This window comes from Enterobacter sp. LU1, from assembly GCF_008271405.2.
In the GTDB taxonomy this organism is placed as follows: domain Bacteria; phylum Pseudomonadota; class Gammaproteobacteria; order Enterobacterales; family Enterobacteriaceae; genus Enterobacter; species Enterobacter hormaechei_C.
Map to the genome: position 1 here is coordinate 3,644,813 of NZ_CP043438.2, position 22,361 is coordinate 3,667,173.

The following is a 22,361-nucleotide window of genomic DNA, read 5'->3' on the forward strand; positions in this document are numbered from 1 at the left end:
AAACCTGACAATTTGCTTCCTCCAGGAGATACAGATGGAAACCACTCAAACCAGCACCGTTGCTTCGATTGAATCCCGAAGCGGTTGGCGCAAAACGGATACCATGTGGATGCTTGGCCTGTACGGCACAGCAATCGGCGCTGGTGTACTGTTCCTTCCTATCAACGCAGGTGTCGGCGGTATGATCCCGCTGATCATCATGGCCCTCATCGCCTTCCCGATGACCTTCTTTGCGCACCGAGGCCTGACCCGCTTCGTGCTGTCCGGTAAAAACCCGGGCGAAGACATCACTGAAGTCGTCGAAGAACACTTCGGCGTCGGCGCAGGTAAGCTGATTACCCTGCTCTACTTCTTCGCGATTTACCCGATTCTGCTGGTGTACAGTGTTGCTATCACCAACACCGTAGAAAGCTTTATGATGCACCAGCTTCAGATGACCCCGCCGCCGCGTGCGATTCTGTCCCTGATCCTGATCGTCGGTATGATGACCATCGTGCGCTTCGGCGAGCAGATGATTGTGAAAGCGATGAGCGTGCTGGTGTTCCCGTTTGTTGCGGCTCTGATGGTGCTGGCTCTGTACCTGATCCCACAGTGGAACGGCGCTGCGCTGGAAACCCTGTCTCTGAGCAGCGCATCCACGACCGGCAACGGTCTGCTGCTGACCCTGTGGCTGGCGATCCCGGTGATGGTGTTCTCCTTCAACCACTCGCCAATCATCTCTTCCTTCGCAGTAGCGAAGCGTGAAGAGTACGGCAATGGCGCAGAGAAGAAGTGCTCCAGCATCCTGGCTCGCGCGCACATCATGATGGTACTGACCGTAATGTTCTTCGTGTTCAGCTGCGTGCTGAGCCTCTCCCCGGCGGATCTGGCGGCGGCGAAAGAGCAGAACATCTCTATTCTGTCTTACCTGGCAAACCACTTTAACGCACCGCTGATTGCGTGGATGGCGCCGATCATCGCAATTATCGCCATCACCAAATCCTTCCTGGGCCACTACCTGGGCGCACGTGAAGGCTTCAACGGCATGGTGATTAAATCTCTGCGTGGTAAAGGCAAGACCATTGAAATCAACCGTCTGAACAAAATCACTGCGCTGTTCATGCTGGTGACCACCTGGGCGGTAGCCACCCTGAACCCAAGCATTCTGGGCATGATTGAAACCCTGGGCGGCCCGATTATCGCGATGATCCTGTTCCTGATGCCGATGTACGCGATTCAGAAAGTGCCTGCGATGCGTAAATACAGCGGCCATATCAGCAACGTGTTCGTTGTTGTGATGGGCCTGATTGCCATCTCCGCTATTTTCTACTCGCTGTTCAGCTAATACCTTCTGCGCCGTCTGCGGACGGCGCACTTCTCCCCTCTGACTGAAGCAATGGACGCATCATGATTAGCGTATTCGATATCTTCAAAATCGGTATTGGTCCTTCCAGCTCTCACACCGTCGGACCAATGAAAGCCGGTAAACAATTCACGGATGACTTGATTGCACGCGGCATTTTGCACGACATCACCCGCGTGGTTGTCGATGTATATGGTTCCCTTTCCCTGACCGGTAAAGGCCACCATACCGATATTGCCATTATCATGGGGCTGGCGGGTAATCTGCCGGATACCGTTGATATTGATGCAATACCTGGCTTTATCCAGGACGTGAACACCCACGGTCGTTTGCTGCTGGCGAACGGCGAGCATGAGGTTGAATTCCCGGTTGATCACTGCATGAATTTCCATGCGGATAACCTGTCGCTGCACGAGAATGGCATGCGCATTACCGCGCTGGCCGGCGACAAAGCGGTTTACAGCCAGACGTATTACTCCATCGGCGGCGGGTTTATCGTCGACGAGGACCATTTTGGTCAAAGTACCAATTCTGCCGTTGATGTGCCGTACCCTTACAAAAACGCGGCCGACTTACAGCGTCACTGCCAGGAGACAGGGCTTTCTCTCTCCGGCCTGATGATGAAAAACGAGCTGGCCCTGCACAGCAAAGAGGAGCTGGAACAGCACTTCGCTAACGTCTGGGAAGTGATGCGCAGCGGCATTGAGCGCGGGATCACCACCGAAGGCGTGCTGCCGGGTAAACTGCGTGTTCCGCGTCGTGCGGCTGCGCTGCGCCGCATGCTGGTCAGCACCGACAAAACCACCACCGACCCGATGGCCGTCGTCGACTGGATCAACATGTTCGCGCTGGCGGTGAACGAAGAGAACGCCGCGGGTGGCCGCGTCGTCACCGCGCCAACCAACGGGGCGTGCGGAATTGTTCCGGCGGTTCTGGCGTATTACGACAAGTTTATCCGTGAAGTGAATGCAAACTCACTCGCGCGGTATATGCTGGTCGCCAGTGCGATTGGCTCACTGTACAAGATGAACGCCTCGATTTCCGGCGCGGAAGTGGGCTGTCAGGGTGAAGTGGGCGTCGCCTGCTCTATGGCGGCGGCGGGTCTGGCCGAACTACTGGGCGCAAGTCCTGCGCAGGTTTGTATTGCGGCGGAAATCGGCATGGAACATAACCTGGGGCTGACCTGCGATCCGGTCGGCGGACAGGTCCAGGTGCCATGCATCGAGCGTAACGCCATCGCCTCTGTGAAAGCGGTGAACGCGGCCCGTATGGCGCTGCGTCGTACCAGCGAACCGCGCGTCTGCCTCGACAAGGTTATCGAAACCATGTACGAAACCGGTAAAGATATGAACGCCAAATACCGCGAAACTTCCCGCGGTGGCCTGGCGATGAAGATCGTCACCTGCGATTAAGCCTCTCAGGAAGCCTCGTTTTGCGAGGCTTCTTCCTGTTTTCCCCACCATTCATAGTTTCATGCTGCGCTCAGTGTTACCCTTCACCCATTAGACAGAAGGGAGATTATCTGTGGCCGTTCATTTGCTTATCGTCGATGCACTTAACCTGATTCGCCGTATTCATGCGGTACAGGGCACCCCCTGCAAGGACACCTGTTTACACGCGCTGGAGCAGCTCATTCGCCATAGCGAACCCACCCACGCTGTTGCCGTATTCGACGATGAAGCACGCAATACCGGCTGGCGGCACCAGCGCCTGCCGGACTACAAAGCCGGACGTGCGCCGATGCCGGACGATCTGCACGCAGAAATGCCCGCTATCCGCGCGGCCTTTGAGCAGCGCGGCGTTCCGTGCTGGGGCGCCCACGGTAATGAGGCTGACGATTTAGCCGCAACGCTGGGGGTTAAAGTCGCGAGCGCCGGGCATCAGGCGACTATCGTTTCAACCGACAAAGGCTACTGCCAGCTGCTCTCTCCAACGATCCGCATCCGGGACTACTTTCAAAAACGCTGGCTGGACGCGCCATTCATTGCCAGCGAGTTTGGCGTATCGCCTGAGCAACTGCCGGATTACTGGGGGCTGGCGGGGATCAGCAGCTCTAAAGTGCCGGGTGTCGCCGGTATTGGACCCAAAAGCGCCGCACAGCTGCTGACGGAGTTTCAGAGTCTGGAAGGAATTTACGCCAGGCTTGATGAAGTGCCGGAAAAATGGCGCAAAAAGCTGGAGGCGCATAAAGAGATGGCGTTTATCTGCCGGGAGGTGGCGACGCTACAGACGGATTTACAGCTGGACGGGAATTTACAGCAGTTAAGGTTAGAACGTTAAAACAACTACACGATTTTGTAGGCCCGGTAAGCGCAGCGCCACCGGGCGTTACAAACGTTATCGCTCGTCGCGACGCCCACCCACTGCCGCCCACCAGCGACGGATATGCACCGTCACTTCTTCGCGGTCGTGATAAAGCTGACGCGCCTGGATTTCCGCGTTAATCCCGTGTTCGTCCAGCTGCTGCTGAATATAAGCCAGGTTCTGCGACACCTCTTCGTAGCGCTTTTTCATCGGCAGCTTGAGGTTGAAAATCGTCTCACGACACCAGCCGTTCACCAGCCAGGAGGCCATCAGCGCCGCGACTTTCGCCGGTTTTTCTACCATGTCGCACACCATCCAGGAGATGTTGTTGCGGTTCGGGCGATAGCGGAAGCCGTCCTCACGCAGCCAGGTGACCTGCCCGGTATCCATCAGGCTTTGCGCCATCGGGCCGTTATCCACAGACGAAACCCACATATTGCGTTTCACCAGCTGATAGGTCCAGCCGCCCGGGCACGCGCCAAGGTCGATGGCATACATGCCGTTTGCCAGACGTTCGTCCCACTCGTCCGCCGGGATAAAGACGTGAAACGCCTCTTCCAGCTTCAGGGTTGAACGGCTTGGCGCATCTGCCGGGAAGCGCAGACGCGGGATCCCCATAAAGAACGGCGAATTATTGGTGGTATACGAGTAGCCGGCGTAGCAACATCCTGGCGCAATAAAGAAGATATGCACGACCGGGCGCTTTGGCGTTTCGTAGTTTGTCAGCACACCCGCATCACGCAGCGCCGCGCGCAGCGGCACGGTGAACTTACGGCAGAACTTCATCAGCTCTTTGCTTTCGTTGGTGTCGGCCACTTCCACGCGCAAATCGCCGCCCTTCTCCACCACACCCTGCAACAGGCCAACAATCGGCGTGATGCGATCTTCCGGCGGAAGATCTTTCAGCAGTTCGCCCGCGACAAACATCTGACGGGCGAAAATCAATGAGCTGAACGGCAGTTCGCGCGCCAGCTTGTCGGCATCATCAGGCTGATAGCATTCAAATACCACATAGCCCGCGTTCTCTTTGACGCGAGCGAATCCGAAGACTTCACGCTTCGCCGCTTTATCGGTGATTTCCGCGGCGCACTCTTTCTCAAACCCCGGGCGACAATATAAAACAACCTTATTCATGAACAACGCCCTTGCGTTTCAGACGGATAGCTCCGATAAACATTAACACCCAACCCGCCAGGAAGCTGACGCCGCCGACAGGTGTAACAAACGCCCACAGGCGTAAATGCGACAGCGCCAGACAGTAAAGACTGCCGCTGAACAGTACGGTACCCAGCGCCAGAAAGACGCTGCTCCAGTAAAACCAGATGCTGATGCGGCGCTGCATCGCCACCGCCAGCCCAAAAATTGCCAGCGTGTGGAACGCCTGATATTCAAGGCCGGTCTGGATCCAACCCATCTCCACAACGCCCAGAGATTTGCTTAAGACATGCGCGCCAAACGCGCCCAGAGCTACAAAAATAAAGCCACTCACCGCGGCGAAAATCAGCATGAATCGGCTGGTCATGTTTAAGTCCTGAATTGATGCGTGCCCGGCACACAAACGTTATTGTTCATACCTGAAGCGGAATTTTTCTTGCTCGCTTGCCGCTTTCGCCAGTATCCACTGCCGGAAAGCGGCTATTTTACCCAGTTCTGCCTGACTGTCATGACAAACCAGATAAAATGCATTCTTGCTGACCAGTACATCGTTAAATGGGCAAACCAGACGGCCTGCCTCAATTTCGGACTGCGCCATAACGTTGTTTGCCAACGCCACGCCCTGCCCGTGAATGGCAGCCTGTAGCACCATCGCGCTGTGGCTAAAAATGGGCCCCTGCTGCACGTTTATATGATTAAGACCTAACTGGCGGGTATAAGTTTGCCAGTCGCGACGCGAAGCATCGTGCAAAAGCGTATGTTGCGCCAGATCGGCGGGCGTTTTGAGCGCTTTATCCCCCGTCAGCAGCAGCGGTGAACAGACCGGCAACAGATATTCTGCGTATAATTTTTCCACACGCAAGCCCGGCCAGTTACCGCGACCGTAAAAAATCGCCACGTCCACATCATCTGCCAGCTTGTCTTCCTGACGGTCCACCGCCTGGATTCGGACATCGATTCCCGGATAAGTTGAGTTAAAGCTTGAGAGTCGCGGCACCAGCCACTGAATGGCAAAACTGGGCAATAAACTCACAGTCAGAGCGCCTTTTGCGCTCCGGGCCTGAAGCTTGCGAGTGGCTTCCGTCAGCTGGGAAAAAATCTCTTTAATATCCTGAAAATAGCTCTGCCCCTCTTCGGTCAACAGCAACGAACGGTTGCGTCGACGGAACAGCTTAAGCCCCAGAAAATCCTCCAGAGACTTGATTTGATGACTTACTGCGGCCTGTGTCACAAAAAGCTCATCGGCTGCGCGGGTGAAGCTGAGGTGGCGTGCTGCTGCATCAAAAACACGTAATGCATTTAGGGGTGGCAATCGCTTGGACATGGTTATCTGGCTTAGATGTTAATGAGATTTAACATATAGGAAACAACGTTTAACCTATTAGTTTTTTTTATCTGAGCCATTATAATTTGTCCGTTGAGGAACTACCAGCAAATACCTATAGTGGCGGCACTTCCTGAGCCGGAACGAAAAGCTTTTTTTGGAATGCGTGTTCTGAAGGGCTTTTGGCTTACGGTTGTGATGTTGTGTTGTTGTGTTTGCAATTGGTCTGCGATTCAGACCACGGTAGCAACGCTACCAATTTTTCACTTCCTGTACATTTACCCTGTCTGTCCATAGTGATTAATGTAGCACCGCCAACTTGCGGTGCTTTTTTTTCGCTTATCTAACTGTTAATGCTCGATTTCCTTCATCTCTTTCACGTCACTGCGGTTGATCTGCTGTTTGTTCCCGTTAGCATCTTTGTATGAAATCATCCCGGTATCATTATCGGTTGTCGGTTTCCCTTCAGAGACGATAGATCGACCATCGTTGGTATGCATTACGTAGTTATTACCAGAACAGGCGCTCAGGGCAAAGGTCAACGCACAGGCAGAAATGATTGCAGCTGTCTTTTTCATGATTATCTCCTTTAGCAATTAATGCTATTCAAACCTCGATTTATAACAGGCTAAAACATCCGCCTAACACTATTTAGCATAACCTGCTTTTTCAGACTCGCCAGGATAAGCAGACAAATCTGATAGATATCAACTTCCTTGCCCTGCCGATGAATTTGCGCGACGATCGTAGAATCGATATGAGGAATTCCATGAACGCTTTCAGTCCTGCGCAGTTTCGCGCACAGTTTCCTGCGCTGGCCGATGCCGGCATTTATCTTGATAGCGCCGCCACGGCCCTTAAACCGCAGGCGGTGATTGAGGCAACCCGCCAGTTTTACACCCTGAGCGCCGGGAACGTGCACCGCAGCCAGTATGCCGACGCGCAGCGCTTAACGGCGCAATACGAAGCCGCACGGGATCAGGTCGCGCGCCTGATCAATGCTGACAGCGGTAAGAACATCGTCTGGACGCGGGGCACCACCGAGGCCATTAACATGGTGGCGCAATGTTACGCGCGTCCGCTGTTGCAGCCCGGGGATGAGATCATCGTCAGCGAGGCGGAACACCACGCCAACCTGGTACCCTGGCTGATGGTGGCCGAACAAACCGGGGCACAGGTTGTAAAGCTCCCGTTGGGTGCGGACTTCCTGCCTGACGTGGCGCGTCTGCCTGAGCTGATTACGCCGCGCAGCCGTATTCTGGCGCTGGGGCAGATGTCCAACGTCACCGGCGGCTGCCCGGATCTGGCGCGTGCCATTGAGATTGCCCATGCCAGCGGCGTGGTGGTGATGGTCGACGGTGCGCAGGGTGTGGTGCATTTTCCGGCTGACGTTCAGGCGCTGGATATCGACTTCTATGCCTTCTCAGGACACAAATTGTACGGGCCAACCGGTATCGGCGCGCTGTACGGCAAAGCTGAACTGCTGGCCCGGATGACGCCGTGGCTCGGCGGCGGCAAGATGATTACCGAAGTCACCTTCGACGGTTTTAAAACGCAGGATGTACCCTACCGCCTGGAAGCCGGTACCCCAAACGTGGCCGGGGTTATCGGTCTGAGCGCAGCGCTCGAATGGTTGGCAGAAACGGACGTGGTTCAGGCTGAAAGCTGGAGCCGGGGTCTGGCGACGCTGGCGGAAGAAGAACTGAAAAAACGTCCGGGTTTTCGCTCGTTCCGCGTCCAGGACTCCAGCCTGCTCGCCTTTGATTTCGCGGGCGTGCACCATAGCGACATGGTGACGTTGCTTGCCGGATATGGCATTGCCCTGCGTGCCGGACAGCACTGCGCCCAGCCGCTGCTGGCGGCCATTGGCGTAAGCGGTACCCTGCGCGCCTCGTTTGCACCGTATAATACAAAAAGCGACGTCGAGGCGCTGGTTTCCGCCGTCGACCGCGCCCTGGAATTACTGGTGGATTAATGACAAGTTCAGCTTTAGCCGGACACCCGTTCGGCACCGTTATTACTGAAGAGACGTTAAAACAGACCTTCGTCCCGCTCACGCAGTGGGAAGATAAATATCGTCAGCTGATCCTGCTGGGTAAACAGTTGCCCACGCTGTCAGACGAGCTGAAATCACAGGCGAAGGAGATCGCAGGCTGCGAGAACCGCGTCTGGCTTGGGTTTAGCGTATCCGGTGAGAAACTGCATTTCTTCGGCGACAGCGAGGGACGCATTGTTCGCGGTCTGCTGGCGGTGCTGTTGACCGCAATCGAAGGGAAAAGCGCCGCAGAACTGCTGGCGCATTCTCCGCTGGCGCTGTTTGATGAGCTGGGACTTCGCGCGCAGCTTAGCGCCTCGCGCGGTCAGGGACTGATTGCGCTAAACGACGCGGTACTGGATGCCGCCCGTCAGGCTCAGGCCTGACGTTCCGCCTTCGCCATCATCTTCTTCAGGGCGTGAGAGACCGCCACAAAGCCGAAGGAGGCGGTCACCATGGTGGCCGCTCCAAACCCTGAGGCACAATCCATCCGCTTTGGCCCTTCCGCCGTGCTTTTCATTGCACAGACCGAACCATCCGCCTGCGGATAAACCAGCGCTTCTGTCGAGAACACACAGTCCACGCCCAGCTTGCCTTTGCTATTTTTCACCACGTTGAAGTCGCTTTTTAAGCGCTCGCGCAGCTTAGCGGCCAGCGGATCCTGAATGGTTTTCGCCAGATCCGCCACCTGGATCTGCGTCGGATCAATTTGTCCACCCGCGCCGCCCGTTGTCACCAGCGGCACCTTGTAACGACGACAGTAAGCGATCAGCGCCGCTTTTGGCCGCACGCTGTCGATGGCGTCAATCACATAGCTGTAGCCTTTGCTCATGTACTCCGCGACGTTATCTGCCGTCACAAAGTCGTCGATCACCGTCACCCTACACTCCGGGTTGATGAGACGAATACGCTCCGCCATCACCTCGGACTTCGCCAGACCGACGTTATCACGCAGGGCGTGGATCTGACGGTTAGTGTTAGTGACGCAGACGTCATCCATATCAATCAACGTAATTGCGCCAATGCCGGTTCTCGCCAGCGCTTCTGCCGCCCACGACCCCACGCCACCAATGCCCACCACGCAGACATGCGCATCCGCGAACAGTTGCAGGGCTTTTTCACCATATAACCGTGCCGTGCCGCCGAAACGCTGGCGCCAGGCATCGCTGATTACCACAGACATAAAACCTCAGATGTAAAAAGGGTGAGGTATTCCTCACCCTGAACCGTAATCCGTCTTGCCCTCAGAATAACACAATCAGCCGCTGAATACGTTTCCGGTACCCGGCGCTGCCTTCAGCACCCACACGCGTCCGTAGTGGTTATACCAGCCTGCACGATGGCCGGCATCCGGGCCGATGCCCTGATAAATGTCGAAGTGCTGGCCTTTGATCGCCCCACCCACGTCCAGCGCCACCATCAGGCGTAATTCATACTTGCCGTTGAATTTGCCGTTGTTGTCGAGGAGTGGAACTTCCGCCAGCAGCGTAGTACCTGCCGGGATAATCGAACGATCCGATGCCACAGAAGCGCGGCCAATCAGCGGGACGGCGCTCGCCCCTTTCACCGGCGCAAAGTTCTGCGGTTTGAAGAATACAAACGATGGGTTCTGCTCAAGCAGCTCACGCACTTCCGCTTCGCTGTGTTTTTCGCCCCACTCGCGGATCGCCTGCATCGACATATCTTCTCGTTTCACTTCGCCACGGTCGATGAGCACCTTACCGATGCTGCGATAGGCATGGCCATTTTTCCCGGCGTAGCTAAAGAAGTTCAGCGGCGAGCCGTCGCCAAAATCAATATAGCCGCTGCCCTGCACGTCCATAATGAAGTTGTCCATCAGCGAGTTGCTGTAGGCCAGAACATAATTTTCGCTCAGCGCGCCGGCGTAGATCTCGGCGCGGGACGGCAGACGACCGCGTTTCGGCGGCATACGGTAAATAGGATACTGGAACTCGCCCTGGCGTGTGTGTCGCGCCTGGACAACCGGAGTGTAGTAACCGGTAAACTGGACGTTACCGTAGTTATCCGCCCCCTCCATCTGCCAGGCATCGATACCAAACTGGCGCATATTGCGGGTATCACCGCCTGCACGCAGCCAGTCCTGCACGGCGCTATAGACGTTGTTCTGCGAACCGTATAAACGCGGAGAAGCAGTGCGGATCTGGTAGACCTGCTCGGAGAAGTCTCCGGCATTGATCGGAGCGCCCACGGCGTCTGGCTGGTTAACTAAAGAGAAAGGCTGGGATAACTTCCCGTCTTTATACTGTTGACCGCGATCGGTCGGTTTGGAAGAGCAAGCCGCAAGAATCGCCACCATTGCGCCTGTCATCAGATACTTCGCCCAACGTCCTTTCATTATATCTCGTCTTTTAGTTGCCCAATTCCGCGAGATGAAGATAACAAACCCACCGTGTTAATGAAATGCAATCGCCTTCCCTTTGGCAAATTCTGCACAAAAAATAGTCCAAAGTGGCTTTTACCGTTCATTTTGCATACAAAATAATGAATTATGTGAAAAAGGGGTTGCATCACAAACCTATCCGAGTATAGTGCGCTTCCACGGACGCGGGGTGGAGCAGCCTGGTAGCTCGTCGGGCTCATAACCCGAAGGTCGTCGGTTCAAATCCGGCCCCCGCAACCAATTAAAATTTGATGAAGTATCTTCTACGACAGTAGAAGTTTTTGCGAAGTAGTTCGAATCACAGCAAGGCGACGACGCAGTGAATCCTTAGGAACTTACTCCAGTAAGTGACTGAGGTGAACGAGGAAAGTCAACGCAGATGTGGTTTGAAATACGAAGCAAAAAGACGGACGCGGGGTGGAGCAGCCTGGTAGCTCGTCGGGCTCATAACCCGAAGGTCGTCGGTTCAAATCCGGCCCCCGCAACCAATCAAATTTGAAGAAGTAAGTTTCTACAAGTGTAGAAAGACGGACGCGGGGTGGAGCAGCCTGGTAGCTCGTCGGGCTCATAACCCGAAGGTCGTCGGTTCAAATCCGGCCCCCGCAACCAACACTTCTTAAAACAATAAACACCCTGAAGGGTGTTTTTTTGTATCTGGCGTTTGTGAAAGTGCCGGGCATGATACCCGGCTTAATGCCCTACCCCCGCCGCGCCAGGGTTTCCCCGTCTGAGAAGTAGGCCCGGATCCCCGCCAGAATCGACTCCGCCACTTCCTGCTGGAATTTAGCCGTCTTGAGCTTACGTTCCTCTTCCACGTTACTGATAAACGCGGTTTCGACCAGAATGGATGGAATATCTGGCGCTTTCAGTACCGCAAATCCGGCCTGCTCGACGCTGTTTTTGTGCAGCTTGTTGACCCGGCCCAGCTTGCCCAGCACCGCTTTACCAAACTTCAGGCTGTCGGTAATGGTCAGCGACTGCACCATATCAAACATCGTATGGTCGACGTAACGGTCGCCACTTTTGCTCACGCCACCGATTAAATCCGAGGCGTTCTGCGTGTCCGCCAGGTATCTCGCGGCGGTACTGGTCGCCCCTTTCGTTGACAGGGCAAACACTGAAGATCCACTCGGCTGGCGGCTGGTGAAGGCATCCGCGTGAATAGAGACAAACAGATCCGCGCGCTGCTTTTGCGCTTTTGCCACGCGGACCTTCAGCGGGATAAAGACATCTTCGTTGCGCGTCATGTAGGCGCGCATATTGCCCTCTTTGTCGATCAATGCCTTCAGACGACGGGCAATTTGCAGCACCACATCTTTTTCGCGGGTGCGATATTTCCCGACAGCGCCGGAATCTTCTCCGCCGTGGCCAGGATCGAGCATGATCACAATCGGGCGATCGCGCCCCGCCTTGCCCGGCTGTGGGCCACTTTGCGCTGGCGGAACCTGGCTGTCGAGATCGCCTTTGTTGTAATCCTCAAGTAATGCCAGAAGCGGATCCTGAATATCCGTCGCATTCGCCGGATAGAGATCCATCACCAGACGCTCCTTAAAGGCGGCTACAGGCGCAAGGGCAAAGAGCTGAGGTTTCACGTTCTGCTTCAGCTCAAACACCATGCGCACGGTTTGCGGATCGAACTGCCCGACGCGCGCCGATTTAATAAACGGATCGTCGCCACGGATCTGAGCTGCCATGCCTTTAAGCACGGAGTTGAGGTTCACACCTTCGAGATCAACCACCACACGTTCAGGATTGCTGAGGGCAAATTGCTTGTATTTCAGCACGCGATTGGACTCGACCGTCACGCGCGTATAGGTCGACGACGGCCAGACGCGCACCGCGACTACCTGGCTTGTGGCGGCAAGACCCACCTGGCTGACGCTAAGCAACCACATCGCCCCGGCCCCTTTTAACAGGCGGCGGCGGCTTATTGCTGAATTGGATCCCGACATGCTTCTCCCGAGCAAGAAATCTGATTGATGAACAAAACGCCCAAATTGACCGAAAACTTTAACGAATGACGCATAAACTGTCATCTATAAAAGGGTAAACAATCATACGTTAACGCACGGATTACTTATTATTTTCTGTGGGTCGCAGAAAATTTAGGCTTGCACACGCGGCCACAATCGAATAAAAATACAGAAATTACGAATAAACATTCACTAAGGGTTGTGTCATGGTTAAGGAACGCAGAACCGAACTGGTCCAGGGATTCCGCCATTCTGTTCCCTATATCAACACCCATCGGGGAAAAACGTTTGTCATCATGCTTGGCGGCGAAGCCATTGAGCATGAAAACTTTTCCAGCATCGTCAATGATATCGGCCTGCTGCACAGCCTCGGCATCCGTCTGGTGGTGGTGTATGGCGCACGTCCGCAAATTGAAGCCAACCTGGCCGCCCATCACCATGAGCCGATCTACCACAAACACACGCGCGTGACGGATGCGAAAACCCTCGAGCTGGTCAAACAGGCGGCGGGTCTGTTGCAGCTCGATATCACCGCCCGCCTGTCGATGAGCCTGAATAATACGCCGTTGCAGGGCGCGCACATCAACGTGGTGAGCGGCAACTTTATCATCGCTCAGCCGCTCGGCGTGGACGATGGCGTGGATTACTGCCACAGCGGCCGCATCCGCCGTATTGATGAAGAAGCCATTCACCGCCAGTTAGACAATGGCGCGATCGTTCTGATGGGCCCTGTTGCCGTCTCCGTAACGGGTGAAAGTTTTAATCTGACCTCAGAAGAGATTGCCACCCAGCTGGCCATCAAGCTGAAAGCGGAAAAAATGATCGGCTTTTGCTCCTCACAGGGTGTCGTGAACGATGAGGGCGTGATTGTGCCAGAACTTTTTCCGAATGAAGCCCAGGCGCGCGTCGAAGCGCTGGAAGCAGAAGGCGATTACTATTCCGGTACCGTGCGTTTTCTGCGCGGCGCCGTTAAAGCGTGCCGTAGCGGGGTGCGCCGCAGCCACCTGATCAGCTATCAGGAAGACGGCGCGCTGTTGCAGGAGCTGTTCTCCCGTGACGGGATCGGTACGCAGATCGTCATGGAGAGCGCCGAGCAGATCCGCCGTGCCACCATCAACGATATCGGCGGCATTCTGGAGCTGATCCGTCCGCTGGAACAACAGGGAATTCTGGTTCGCCGATCCCGCGAGCAGCTGGAGATGGAGATCGACAAGTTCACCATCATTCAGCGGGATAACCTGACCATTGCCTGTGCGGCGCTTTATCCGTTCCCGGAAGAGCAGATTGGCGAAATGGCGTGCGTCGCCGTGCATCCTGATTACCGTAGCTCCTCACGGGGGGAGCTGCTGCTTGAACGCGTGGCGGCACAGGCGCGCCAGATGGGTCTGAGCAAGCTGTTCGTGCTTACCACGCGCAGCATTCACTGGTTCCAGGAGCGCGGCTTCACGCCGGTGGAGATTGATTCCCTGCCGGAAAGTAAGAAAGAGATGTACAACTACCAGCGCCGCTCGAAGGTGTTAATGGCGGACCTGGGATAACAGTCACCCTCTCCTGCTGGAGAGGGCGTTCACTCAGACAGATTCAAATATCGCGCTTAATCCGCTTCTGCGCTCGGTACGAGTGGCAATCGCCTGACTCAACACGCGCTCATCCGCATACAGTGAAAGACGCTGGCGCGCACGGGTAATGGCGGTGTAGACCAGCTCGCGGGTCACAACCGGCGACAGCTGTGTCGGCAGGATCAGCGCCGCATGGTTGAACTCGGAGCCCTGAGATTTATGTACCGTCATCGCCCATGCCGTTTCATGCTCTGGCAGGCGGCTGGGCTGGACGGACTTCACGCTGCCGTCCGGTAGCTGGAACCAGACGCGCAGTCCGTTACCGCGATCGAGCGCAATGCCGATATCGCCGTTGAACAGCCCCAGCGCACTGTCGTTGCGGGAGATCATCACTGGCCGGCCCTCATACCATCGCGAATGCAGCTGACGGTTAATTTTGCGCTTCTGCACCAGCAGCTGCTCCAGACTGTCGTTCAGGCCCGTGACGCCAAACGGCCCTTCCCGTAATGCGCACAGAAGCTGGTATTCGCCAAATGCGGCGATGACCTGCCCGGGCTGACTGCGCTGCTGCACGCAGCTCAGAAAATGCTGGTATCCCTGGAGAGCCTCCTCAAGCATAGCCTGATACTCTTCCCCGCTTTGCAGCGATTTCTTTTCAATGTCAGTGAAAGAACCGTCAAACACCCTACGCGTGGCGTGCCTGTCGCCACGGTTGACCGCCGCAGCCAGCTGGCCGATGCCGGAGTCGCTACCGAAACGGTAGCTTTTTTGCAGCAGGCACAGGCTGTCACGCAGTGCGCCCGCGATCGGCGTGTGATCGGGTTCAAGCGAGCAACCGGTCAGACGGGCGAGCTCCTGCGCCCGCGCGGCGGTATAACCGTAACTGGCGTAGGTACAGATATCTCCCAGCACCGCCCCGGCTTCTACAGAGGCGAGCTGGTCGCGATCGCCCAGGAAAACCACGCGCGCATGGGGTGGTAGCGCATCGATCAGGCGCGACATCATGGTCAGGTCGATCATGGAGGCTTCATCCACCACCAGCACGTCCAGATGCAGCGGATTGCCCGCATGGTAGCGCAGCCGCTGGCTACCCGGCTGCGCGCCGAGCAGACGGTGCAGAGTACTTGCTTCACCCGGGAAAAGCGCAAGCTGCTCCTGGGTGAGCGGCAGCCGTTGCATCGCACCGCCCAGTGATTCGGTCAGACGCGCCGCGGCCTTCCCGGTGGGCGCCGCCAGACGAATACGGCATCGCTGCTCGCCTGAAAGCTGTATCAGGGCTGCCAGCAGCTTTGCGACGGTCGTTGTTTTCCCCGTTCCCGGGCCGCCGGATATCACCGAGATCCGCCGCGTCAGGGCGACGGCTGCCGCCACTTTCTGCCAGTCTGTGGCCTCACCGGAGTCAAACAGCCTGTCCAGCGTCTGGCGAAGCTGTGCTTCGTCGCAGGGAAGCGGCGCATTGGTCTCACTAAAGAAACGCGCTACCGTCAGTTCGTTTCGCCACAGGCGGTTCAGGTATAAGCGCTCCCCCGTCAGGATCAGCGGTGCCTGGTTGTCTCCCGGCCCGACGGCTGACGATTCACGCAAGATTTTCTGCCAGTCCACCCTTTCCCCCAGCAGCGCAAAGCAGGACTGGAGGACAGGCGGCATTTTCTCGTCAACCACCAGACGCGAGAGCGGCAGACACACATGCCCCTCTCCGGCGTCTTTACTCAACAGGGCAGCGGCAAGCATCACGGCGGGCTGGTCAGCGGCAATCATCATGGCAAACTGCACGTCCAGCTGACGCAGCACGCGTTGCTCTACCGCATCCAGCAATAAGTCCTGCATCGTCATGCCATCTCCTCCGTGTTTGCTGCAAACAGGTTATCCATTTTATTAATCAATTCCGCATCCGGACGAGTACTGAAGATCCCGGAGCGCGGATCGGCAGCGTCGACCCCGCGCAGGAACAGGTAGATGACGCCGCCAAAATGATCGTCGTAGCGGTAATCCGCAATACGGTGGCGCAAATAGCGGTGCAGCGCCAGGGTATAGAGCTGATATTGCAGATCGTAGCGATGCATTTGCATAGCGGCCGCCATCGCCTGCTGGGTATAGGCTTCGCTGTTCTCGCCCAGCCAGTTCGATTTGTAATCCAGCAGGTAGTACCGTCCTTCGTGACGGAAGACCAGGTCGATAAACCCTTTCAGCATGCCCTGTACCTGACGGAAGTTCAGCGGCGGGCAACCAGCTGACAGCGGATCGTACTGACGGATAAGCGCATCGAGCGCGTCGGCCTTAAGCGGGCCTGCGACAGGCAGATAAAACTCCATCTCAACCTGCTTATTTCTTGCCGTTAACTGGCGAAGAGAGAAGCCCTGCGACGTCAGCGGCGCCTGCAAAATGGCGCTGATCCAGTCAGTGAGAACGGGCTGCCAGTGCGCGTCATAGCCTCCACTCTGCAACATCTTCAGCACCCACTCCTCACTGACAGGCTGGGTGAAATCAAGCTCTTCAAAGAGGCTGTGCAAAAAGGTGCCCGGCGACGCGCCGCGTGGGAACTGATGTGGAGTTAACGTCGGTTCAACCGGAACATCGCCCACCCCTGCGGCATCCACGTCCAGCTTCGGCATGAGATCCTGCGCAATACTTTGCCCGTGCTGTTGCAGGCCAGAATAGCTGGTGACGCGCCAGTCGTCGGCAAGCACCCGTGTGATCTGGCGCGCGTTAAGATCGGTCGCGGGCTCTTGCGCCATTTCCCAGCGGCTGTTGTCTGGCAGAGAAGGGATATGGAGGGCGATATCGTCTCCGCAAAGCGACTCAATACAGAGGCGCAACCCCGCCGCATCTTTCGGCTCACCACGCTGAATAAGCCGCCCTAAGGCGCTTAAATGGAAATCGCTCTCCCCTGTTTTCTCCCCGCGACGGCGGAAAACCGGCGCGACGCCCAGGCTGCAATGCCAGACAGAACGGGTCAGCGCCACGTAAAGCAGGCGCAAATCCTCCGCCAGACGCTCCGCTTCCGCCAGCTCAACGCTGGTTTCCGCCTTGCTGAGATCGAGCACCGCATCGAAAGTCTCGCGATCATGATAATAGGCCTGATCCTGAACGCGGTAGTTAGCGATAAAGGGCAGCCAGACCAGCGGATACTCGAGACCTTTCGATTTGTGAATGGTGACGATTTGCACCAGATGCTTATCGCTCTCAAGACGCATCTGCTGGCTTGAGGCGTTACTGTTTGGATCCGCGATTTGCTGCGCCAGCCAGCGCACGAGGGCATGTTCACTTTCAAGCTGGGTGCCGGCTTCCTGCAACAGTTCGCTGATGTGTAAAATATCGGTAAGACGCCTTTCACCGCCCGATGACGCCAGCATATTTTCGGCAATCTGGCGCCGCGTCATCAATTCGCGCAGCATCGCCATGACGCCGCGTTTTTGCCAGCGTTCACGGTAATGGACAAACTCTTCCACCACCGTATCCCATGCGTTTTCGTCATGGTTGAGCTCATCAATATCGCGCGCGTTCAACCCCAGCATGGAACTGGCCAGCGCGCTTCGAAGCGTATTTTCGCGCTCCGGGGCCAGCACCGCCTGAAGCAGCCAGAGCATTTCCTGGGCTTCCAGCGTGTCGAACACGCTGTCGCGGTTAGAAAGATACACTGACGGAATATCCAGCAGCGTTAGCGCATCGCGGATTAGCGCCGCTTCCTGACGACTGCGCACCAGCACGGTAATATCAGAGGCTTTAACTGGATTCGCCTGTTCCCCCTTCCACAGCAGCGCCTCGCCGCGCGCGCCTGCGCTCAGCCAGTCACGGATTTGCGCGGCGCAGTGCTGGGCCATCGCCGCCTGATAGTCGGCAACCCCATAGCCTTCCCCTTCCAGCAGCCAGAAGGTCATGGCGGGTTGCACCGCGCTACTGACTTCGAAGCGCAGGGATGCGTTTTTTGGGGCGGATTTCACCGGCAGGAAAGGGATTTCATTGAACATGAACGCCGTCTCCATACGGCTGAACAGCGCATTGACGCTCTCAACCATCCCCTGCGCGGAACGCCAGTTAGTGTCTAACGTGTAATGCGCGACAACCTCACTACGGGCTTTCATATAGGTGAAGATATCTGCCCCACGGAAGGCGTAAATCGCCTGTTTAGGGTCGCCTATCAACAACAGGGCAGTGTCGGGCTGCTGTCGCCAGATGCGGCGAAAAATGCGGTACTGCTGAGGGTCGGTGTCCTGAAATTCGTCAATCATCGCCACCGGAAAACGGGTACGGATCGCGCTGGCGAGCGCTTCACCATTCTCGCTGGACAGCGCCTCGTCCAGGCGGCTCAGCATGTCATCAAACCCCAGCTCGCCCCGGCGACGTTTTTCGCGCGCGACGGCCTGGCGGATCTCCGTCATGGCGCGTGTGATCATCAGGTCATTGAGCGTTAATGGCTCCGCAAGCAGCGCATCAATCGCCACAAACAGGGAATGCTCAGGCACAATGCCGTCGGCTTTGGTTCGCTCAGTCAAAAAGCGCTGCGAAAATTTTTCCAGCGCGTCCGGAAGCTGGTAGCCCCGCGTCTCCTCCTGGGCCCAGGCGCTGATCTTTTCGATCCACTTCCCCTGGTTCCCACGGTTGAACTTGCGTCTGTCGATGCCTGAGTTTTCGATGATTGTATCGATTTCACCAACCGACTCATTCCACTTCTGCTTAAGCGCGGCAATTTTAGCGACGATCTTTTCATGGCGCGAGGCCAGCGTTTCATCGGCAGGCGGCGGAGATTTAATGACCGGCGCTTCGCCTTGCAGGTAACGGTCGATAGCGCGAAGAAGCTCTTCCGGACCTTTCCACAGGGCGTGAACAGCTTCGGCAATGTCGCGCTGCAACGGATAACAGTGACGACGCCAGAAATCCGCACAGGCCTGATAGCGAAGCTCGGATTCATCTTCAATAAGCTGCTGCTCAAAGAGCATGCCGGATTCAAACGCATTCAGGCTCAGCATGCGCTGACAAAAACCGTGAATGGTGAAAACGGACGCTTCATCCATTTGCCGCTCGGCCAGCAGCAGCCATTGCGCAGCCTGTTGCTTATCCGCAATCTCGTCCAGCAGGCTGGCATAGAGGGGGTTATCCGTCGTCTGACGCAGACAGGCGATGCGCAGCTCATGAATGTTGCTGCGAATACGGCCACGCAGCTCGGCAGTGGCCGCTTCGGTGAAGGTTACCACCAGCAGCTCTTCCACACTTAACGGGCGCGAAAAAGCGGCGTTGCCGCCGAGCCCCAACAGCAGACGCAGATAGAGCGCGGCGATGGTATAGGTTTTTCCCGTTCCCGCTGAGGCTTCAATCAGTCGCTCACCCTGTAGAGGTAAACTTAGGGGATCAAGCGGCTCAGCGGTATGGGTCATTCTTTCTTACTCCAGGGCATAGTTTGTTGCAGCGCGCTGACGCTCTTCCAGACGGTCCACTCTTTTGATTTTACGTAGTCCGTTTTCCCGTTCTGGCTGCCAGAAACCTGAGACAGGATGGCCATACCCTGCGGTTTTACTACCGCCTGATGGAAGAAATCGGCAACCTTTTGTGGCGTCAGCTGTTTTATTTCGGCCACTATTTTATCACGCGAATCAAATTTCATATTACCGCGATCAAAATCTTTGCTCAGCTGCGAGGCCTCTTCACCCAGCGTCTGCGGCGGCTGCATCACCTGGGCGATAACCGCCTGCTGGATCTGGGCAAACTCTTCCGGCTTCATGGCGCGCAGTTTTGCTTCCGCCTGCGGGAAGAACGCCTGATAACGTTGCCACAGGTAAGCGGGTTGCTTGTCGCTGCTTTGCAGAAGGAAGCCCAGCCCCCACTGACGGCCCACATTCATGGAGAAAGCGAACACCGCATAGCCCAGCTGCTCTTCGGTGCGCAGCTGGTTGTAAAACCACGGCTGAATAATTTGACCAAGCACCGCACTCTGGGCTGAGCTGGTAAATTCGTCATAACCGACAGGGACAAACACCGCGGCCAGCGCGGAATCCGTGCTGCTTCCCGCTTTTTCGAAGATCACGTTCTGTTTTTTCTCTACCAGCACATCCTGGTTACGGCACCACTCATCGCCTTTTGAACCCAGTTGCGCACGGACGTTTTGCGCCAGCGTTTTAGCCTGATCTTCGCTCATATTCCCTACAATCAGGAACTCAGGACGGGTATTGGTTTTCAGCGCATCACGGTAAGCCAGCACCTCTTTTAAGGTGACTGAGGGCAATAACGCGCGGCGATCTTCGCGCTGGAAGTACGGAATTTGCGACAGCATCTGTGCTGGCATAATCGCCTGATCGTAGGCTTTACCCTTCTCGGCAGAATCCATCATCTGGGCATACCAGGACTTAGCCTGCTCGAGCTGTTCTTCCGTAGGCGTATAGCTGAAATAACCGTCCAGCAGCGCCTGGAACAGCTGCGGCAAACGCTGGGTATAGCCGTTGGCATTCACCATCAGGCCGTTATTGGCGTTAGTGGAGAAACTGATACCGCCAACGGCAGCCTGATTGCTGAGCTGATCGAGGGCAATACCGGCCAGATAATCATTAAGCGCAAACAGCACCTGGTTTCTGGCGCTGTCCATTGCTTTGGGGTTACGCAGCACCACGCTAACATCCGCTTTTGGCTCGTCGGCGAAATAGCGGCTTGGGGTGTAGACCACGCGCAGCGTCGGCTCATCAACAATCAGCTCCGGGTGCGGATACGCCTTTGCGGGTTTGATCAGCGAGAAATCGTCCGGGATGTAGGGGTTAAGTTCCGGTAACGTCAGCGCAATTTCCCCCACCTTTTTCTGCCAGCCCGCGAAGGTCTGTTCGCTGATTTTTTCAACCTGATACGGGGCATCAACGAAGTAGGCCATTTTGTTATGCGGTTCGTTCGGGCTGATATACCAGACGCGGGCATTCTGCGGAGTCATCATCGCCAGACGCGCTTTGAGCGCTCCGGCGTCATACTGGTCGGCAATATTTACCGCATCCAGCGTATGTTCCACCGGCACGCGGATCATGGTATCTGCCAGCCACTCAACGTAGTCCATATCACGCGTGATAGAGGGATAGCGGAAATCGAGATCCAGCACGTGCGCCAGCTCGTCAAAGTAGCGTTTATCGACGCCTTTATCGCGCAGCAGAGAGAGGTAACTGAAAATGGCCGCAACGACGTCGTCCCGGTGAGCCAGCCCTTTATCGGTCAGCGTCGCGGAGATGGCCAGCACGCCGCTATTCCCATTTACAACGGGATCGGAGTCAGCGCGAATACCTTCCACCAGCCCCTGCTTTTGCAGCCAGTCGGAGAGCGTACCCGGGCTGCGGTTGCCGATAAGATACGTCACCAGCTCGTCGGTTTTGCTGCGGAACTGCGCCGTGTTGTTATCAATACGGAATTCAACGCGTAACACCTTGCGCGGCAAGGCCGGCACATAGTGAATAACAATGCCTTTTTGCGCGTCCGTGACAACCGGCACGTTAATCTGCGGCAGATCGATATTTTTATTTGGCACCCTGCCGTAGGTCTGCGCGGCCATGTTTGCCAGCGTCGGCAACGGTTTATTGCTGTAGATAACCGCTTTCATCAGATTGGCGGAATAGTATTTTTCACGAAACGCATGCAGCGCATTGAGCACCGGGCTACCGGGCTTGTCGCTCAACGTTTCAAGGTTGCCGCCTGAGAAGCGCGAACCCGGGTGCGCCGGATTGATGGTTTCAGCGCTAACCTGCGCCATGCGCATACCGTCTCGCGTGCGCGCCATCGTCAGTTCGGCGTTCACGGCATTACGTTCACGGTCAGCGTATTTTTTATCCAGCAGCGGTGCGGCGATGGCATCCGCCAGACGGTCCACCGCCCCATCAAGCGCATCATTTTCCACTTCCAGGTAAAACGCGGTGCGATACGGCGCGGTACTGGCGTTGTGGCTGCCGCCATGCATTTTCAGAAATTCGGACAGGCTGTCAGGCTGTGGGTATTTTTTAGAGCCCATCAGCGTCATGTGCTCAAGGTAGTGCGCCAGTCCCGGATGGGCGTCAGGATCTTCCAGCGAACCCACCGGCACAACCAGCGCGGAGAGCGATTTCACCGCCTGAGGATCGGAAACCAGCAGCACGGTCATCCCGTTATCAAGACGAATCGCCTGATACTCACGGGTGTCCTTATCGCTCTTACGGATTGTTTCCTTGACAGGTTGCCAACCGGAATCGGCCTGAGTGACGGGAGCCCAAAGGGCGATAAACAAAACAAACGCTTTGAACAAGGTGCTGCCTGGCATTACGACCTCTTTATCAC

At 56.3% G+C, this 22,361-nt stretch carries 16 protein-coding genes and 3 tRNA genes; 9 read left to right on the forward strand and 10 right to left on the reverse strand.

Annotation, left to right across the window (positions count from 1 at the left end; genetic code table 11):
• Positions 1-34: 34 nt before the first annotated feature.
• From FZF21_RS17415 to xni, 3 genes are all read left to right on the forward strand, one after another.
• Positions 35-1,324 (forward strand): HAAAP family serine/threonine permease, encoded by a 1,290-nt coding sequence (locus tag FZF21_RS17415; RefSeq protein WP_003862749.1) that lies wholly within the window; start codon positions 35-37, stop codon positions 1,322-1,324.
• A gap of 62 nt (positions 1,325-1,386) precedes the next feature.
• A complete protein-coding gene (locus tag FZF21_RS17420; RefSeq protein WP_015571736.1) occupies positions 1,387-2,754 on the forward strand; it encodes an L-serine ammonia-lyase in 1,368 nt (455 codons plus the stop codon).
• A gap of 112 nt (positions 2,755-2,866) precedes the next feature.
• Positions 2,867-3,622, forward strand: coding sequence for a flap endonuclease Xni (gene xni, locus FZF21_RS17425; protein ID WP_045141976.1), 756 nt, complete (start codon positions 2,867-2,869; stop codon positions 3,620-3,622).
• 57 nt (positions 3,623-3,679) lie between these two features.
• Here the strand turns inward: xni and rlmM are convergent, their stop codons facing one another.
• The 4 genes from rlmM to FZF21_RS17445 form a co-directional block, all read right to left on the reverse strand.
• Entirely contained in the window at positions 3,680-4,780 is a 1,101-nt protein-coding gene (gene rlmM, locus FZF21_RS17430) for a 23S rRNA (cytidine(2498)-2'-O)-methyltransferase RlmM (RefSeq protein WP_045340018.1), read from the reverse strand.
• Positions 4,773-5,168, reverse strand: coding sequence for a DUF423 domain-containing protein (locus FZF21_RS17435; protein WP_003862756.1), 396 nt, complete (start codon positions 5,166-5,168; stop codon positions 4,773-4,775). Before FZF21_RS17435 ends, rlmM begins: the two co-directional genes overlap by 8 nt.
• 39 nt (positions 5,169-5,207) lie before the next feature.
• Positions 5,208-6,125 (reverse strand): glycine cleavage system transcriptional regulator GcvA, encoded by a 918-nt coding sequence (gene gcvA / locus FZF21_RS17440; protein ID WP_003862758.1) that lies wholly within the window; start codon positions 6,123-6,125, stop codon positions 5,208-5,210.
• 350 nt (positions 6,126-6,475) lie between these two features.
• Positions 6,476-6,703 carry a YgdI/YgdR family lipoprotein gene (locus tag FZF21_RS17445; protein ID WP_015571738.1) on the reverse strand — a complete coding sequence of 76 codons (228 nt, stop codon included), beginning with the start codon at positions 6,701-6,703 and terminating at the stop codon, positions 6,476-6,478.
• Positions 6,704-6,894: 191 nt separating this feature from the next.
• Here FZF21_RS17445 and csdA point away from each other — a divergent pair, with 191 nt between their 5' ends.
• Both csdA and csdE read left to right on the forward strand, forming a co-directional pair.
• On the forward strand, positions 6,895-8,100 hold the full coding sequence (csdA, locus tag FZF21_RS17450; protein ID WP_047738374.1) for a cysteine desulfurase CsdA: 1,206 nt from the start codon (positions 6,895-6,897) through the stop codon (positions 8,098-8,100).
• Positions 8,100-8,546, forward strand: a complete 447-nt coding sequence (gene csdE / locus FZF21_RS17455) for a cysteine desulfurase sulfur acceptor subunit CsdE (RefSeq protein WP_017382839.1) — start codon at positions 8,100-8,102, stop codon at positions 8,544-8,546. Before csdA ends, csdE begins: the two co-directional genes overlap by 1 nt.
• On the opposite strand, the gene tcdA is transcribed toward csdE, so the two are convergent.
• Positions 8,537-9,343, reverse strand: coding sequence for a tRNA cyclic N6-threonylcarbamoyladenosine(37) synthase TcdA (gene tcdA, locus FZF21_RS17460; RefSeq protein ID WP_006811804.1), 807 nt, complete (start codon positions 9,341-9,343; stop codon positions 8,537-8,539). The genes csdE and tcdA overlap by 10 nt on opposite strands.
• A gap of 75 nt (positions 9,344-9,418) precedes the next feature.
• Positions 9,419-10,516, reverse strand: coding sequence for a murein transglycosylase A (gene mltA, locus FZF21_RS17465; RefSeq protein WP_015571742.1), 1,098 nt, complete (start codon positions 10,514-10,516; stop codon positions 9,419-9,421).
• A 208-nt stretch (positions 10,517-10,724) separates the two neighbouring features.
• On the opposite strand from mltA, the gene FZF21_RS17470 reads away from it, so the two are divergent.
• The 3 genes from FZF21_RS17470 (at position 10,725) to FZF21_RS17480 (ending at position 11,170) form a co-directional block, all read left to right on the forward strand.
• Positions 10,725-10,801: transfer RNA gene (locus tag FZF21_RS17470), tRNA-Met, on the forward strand.
• A gap of 171 nt (positions 10,802-10,972) precedes the next feature.
• A tRNA-Met gene (locus FZF21_RS17475) sits at positions 10,973-11,049 on the forward strand.
• A 44-nt stretch (positions 11,050-11,093) separates the two neighbouring features.
• Positions 11,094-11,170: transfer RNA gene (locus tag FZF21_RS17480), tRNA-Met, on the forward strand.
• Positions 11,171-11,259: 89 nt separating this feature from the next.
• Here FZF21_RS17480 and amiC read toward each other — a convergent pair.
• On the reverse strand, positions 11,260-12,513 hold the full coding sequence (amiC, locus tag FZF21_RS17485) for an N-acetylmuramoyl-L-alanine amidase AmiC (protein ID WP_017382840.1): 1,254 nt from the start codon (positions 12,511-12,513) through the stop codon (positions 11,260-11,262).
• Positions 12,514-12,740: 227 nt separating this feature from the next.
• Between amiC and argA the strand changes: the two genes are divergently transcribed.
• Entirely contained in the window at positions 12,741-14,072 is a 1,332-nt protein-coding gene (gene argA / locus FZF21_RS17490) for an amino-acid N-acetyltransferase (protein ID WP_047738372.1), read from the forward strand.
• A 33-nt stretch (positions 14,073-14,105) separates the two neighbouring features.
• Here argA and recD read toward each other — a convergent pair whose 3' ends face one another.
• The 3 genes from recD to ptrA are packed head-to-tail and all read right to left on the reverse strand — an operon-like array spanning position 14,106 to position 22,344.
• Entirely contained in the window at positions 14,106-15,926 is a 1,821-nt protein-coding gene (recD, locus tag FZF21_RS17495) for an exodeoxyribonuclease V subunit alpha (protein WP_149121195.1), read from the reverse strand.
• A complete protein-coding gene (gene recB / locus FZF21_RS17500) occupies positions 15,923-19,465 on the reverse strand; it encodes an exodeoxyribonuclease V subunit beta (protein ID WP_045333549.1) in 3,543 nt (1,180 codons plus the stop codon). Before recB ends, recD begins: the two co-directional genes overlap by 4 nt.
• The gene (gene ptrA / locus FZF21_RS17505; protein WP_047738370.1) at positions 19,462-22,344 is read right to left on the reverse strand and encodes a pitrilysin; all 2,883 of its coding nucleotides are present in this window, start codon (positions 22,342-22,344) and stop codon (positions 19,462-19,464) included. Before ptrA ends, recB begins: the two co-directional genes overlap by 4 nt.
• Between the last annotated feature and the right edge of the window lie 17 nt (positions 22,345-22,361).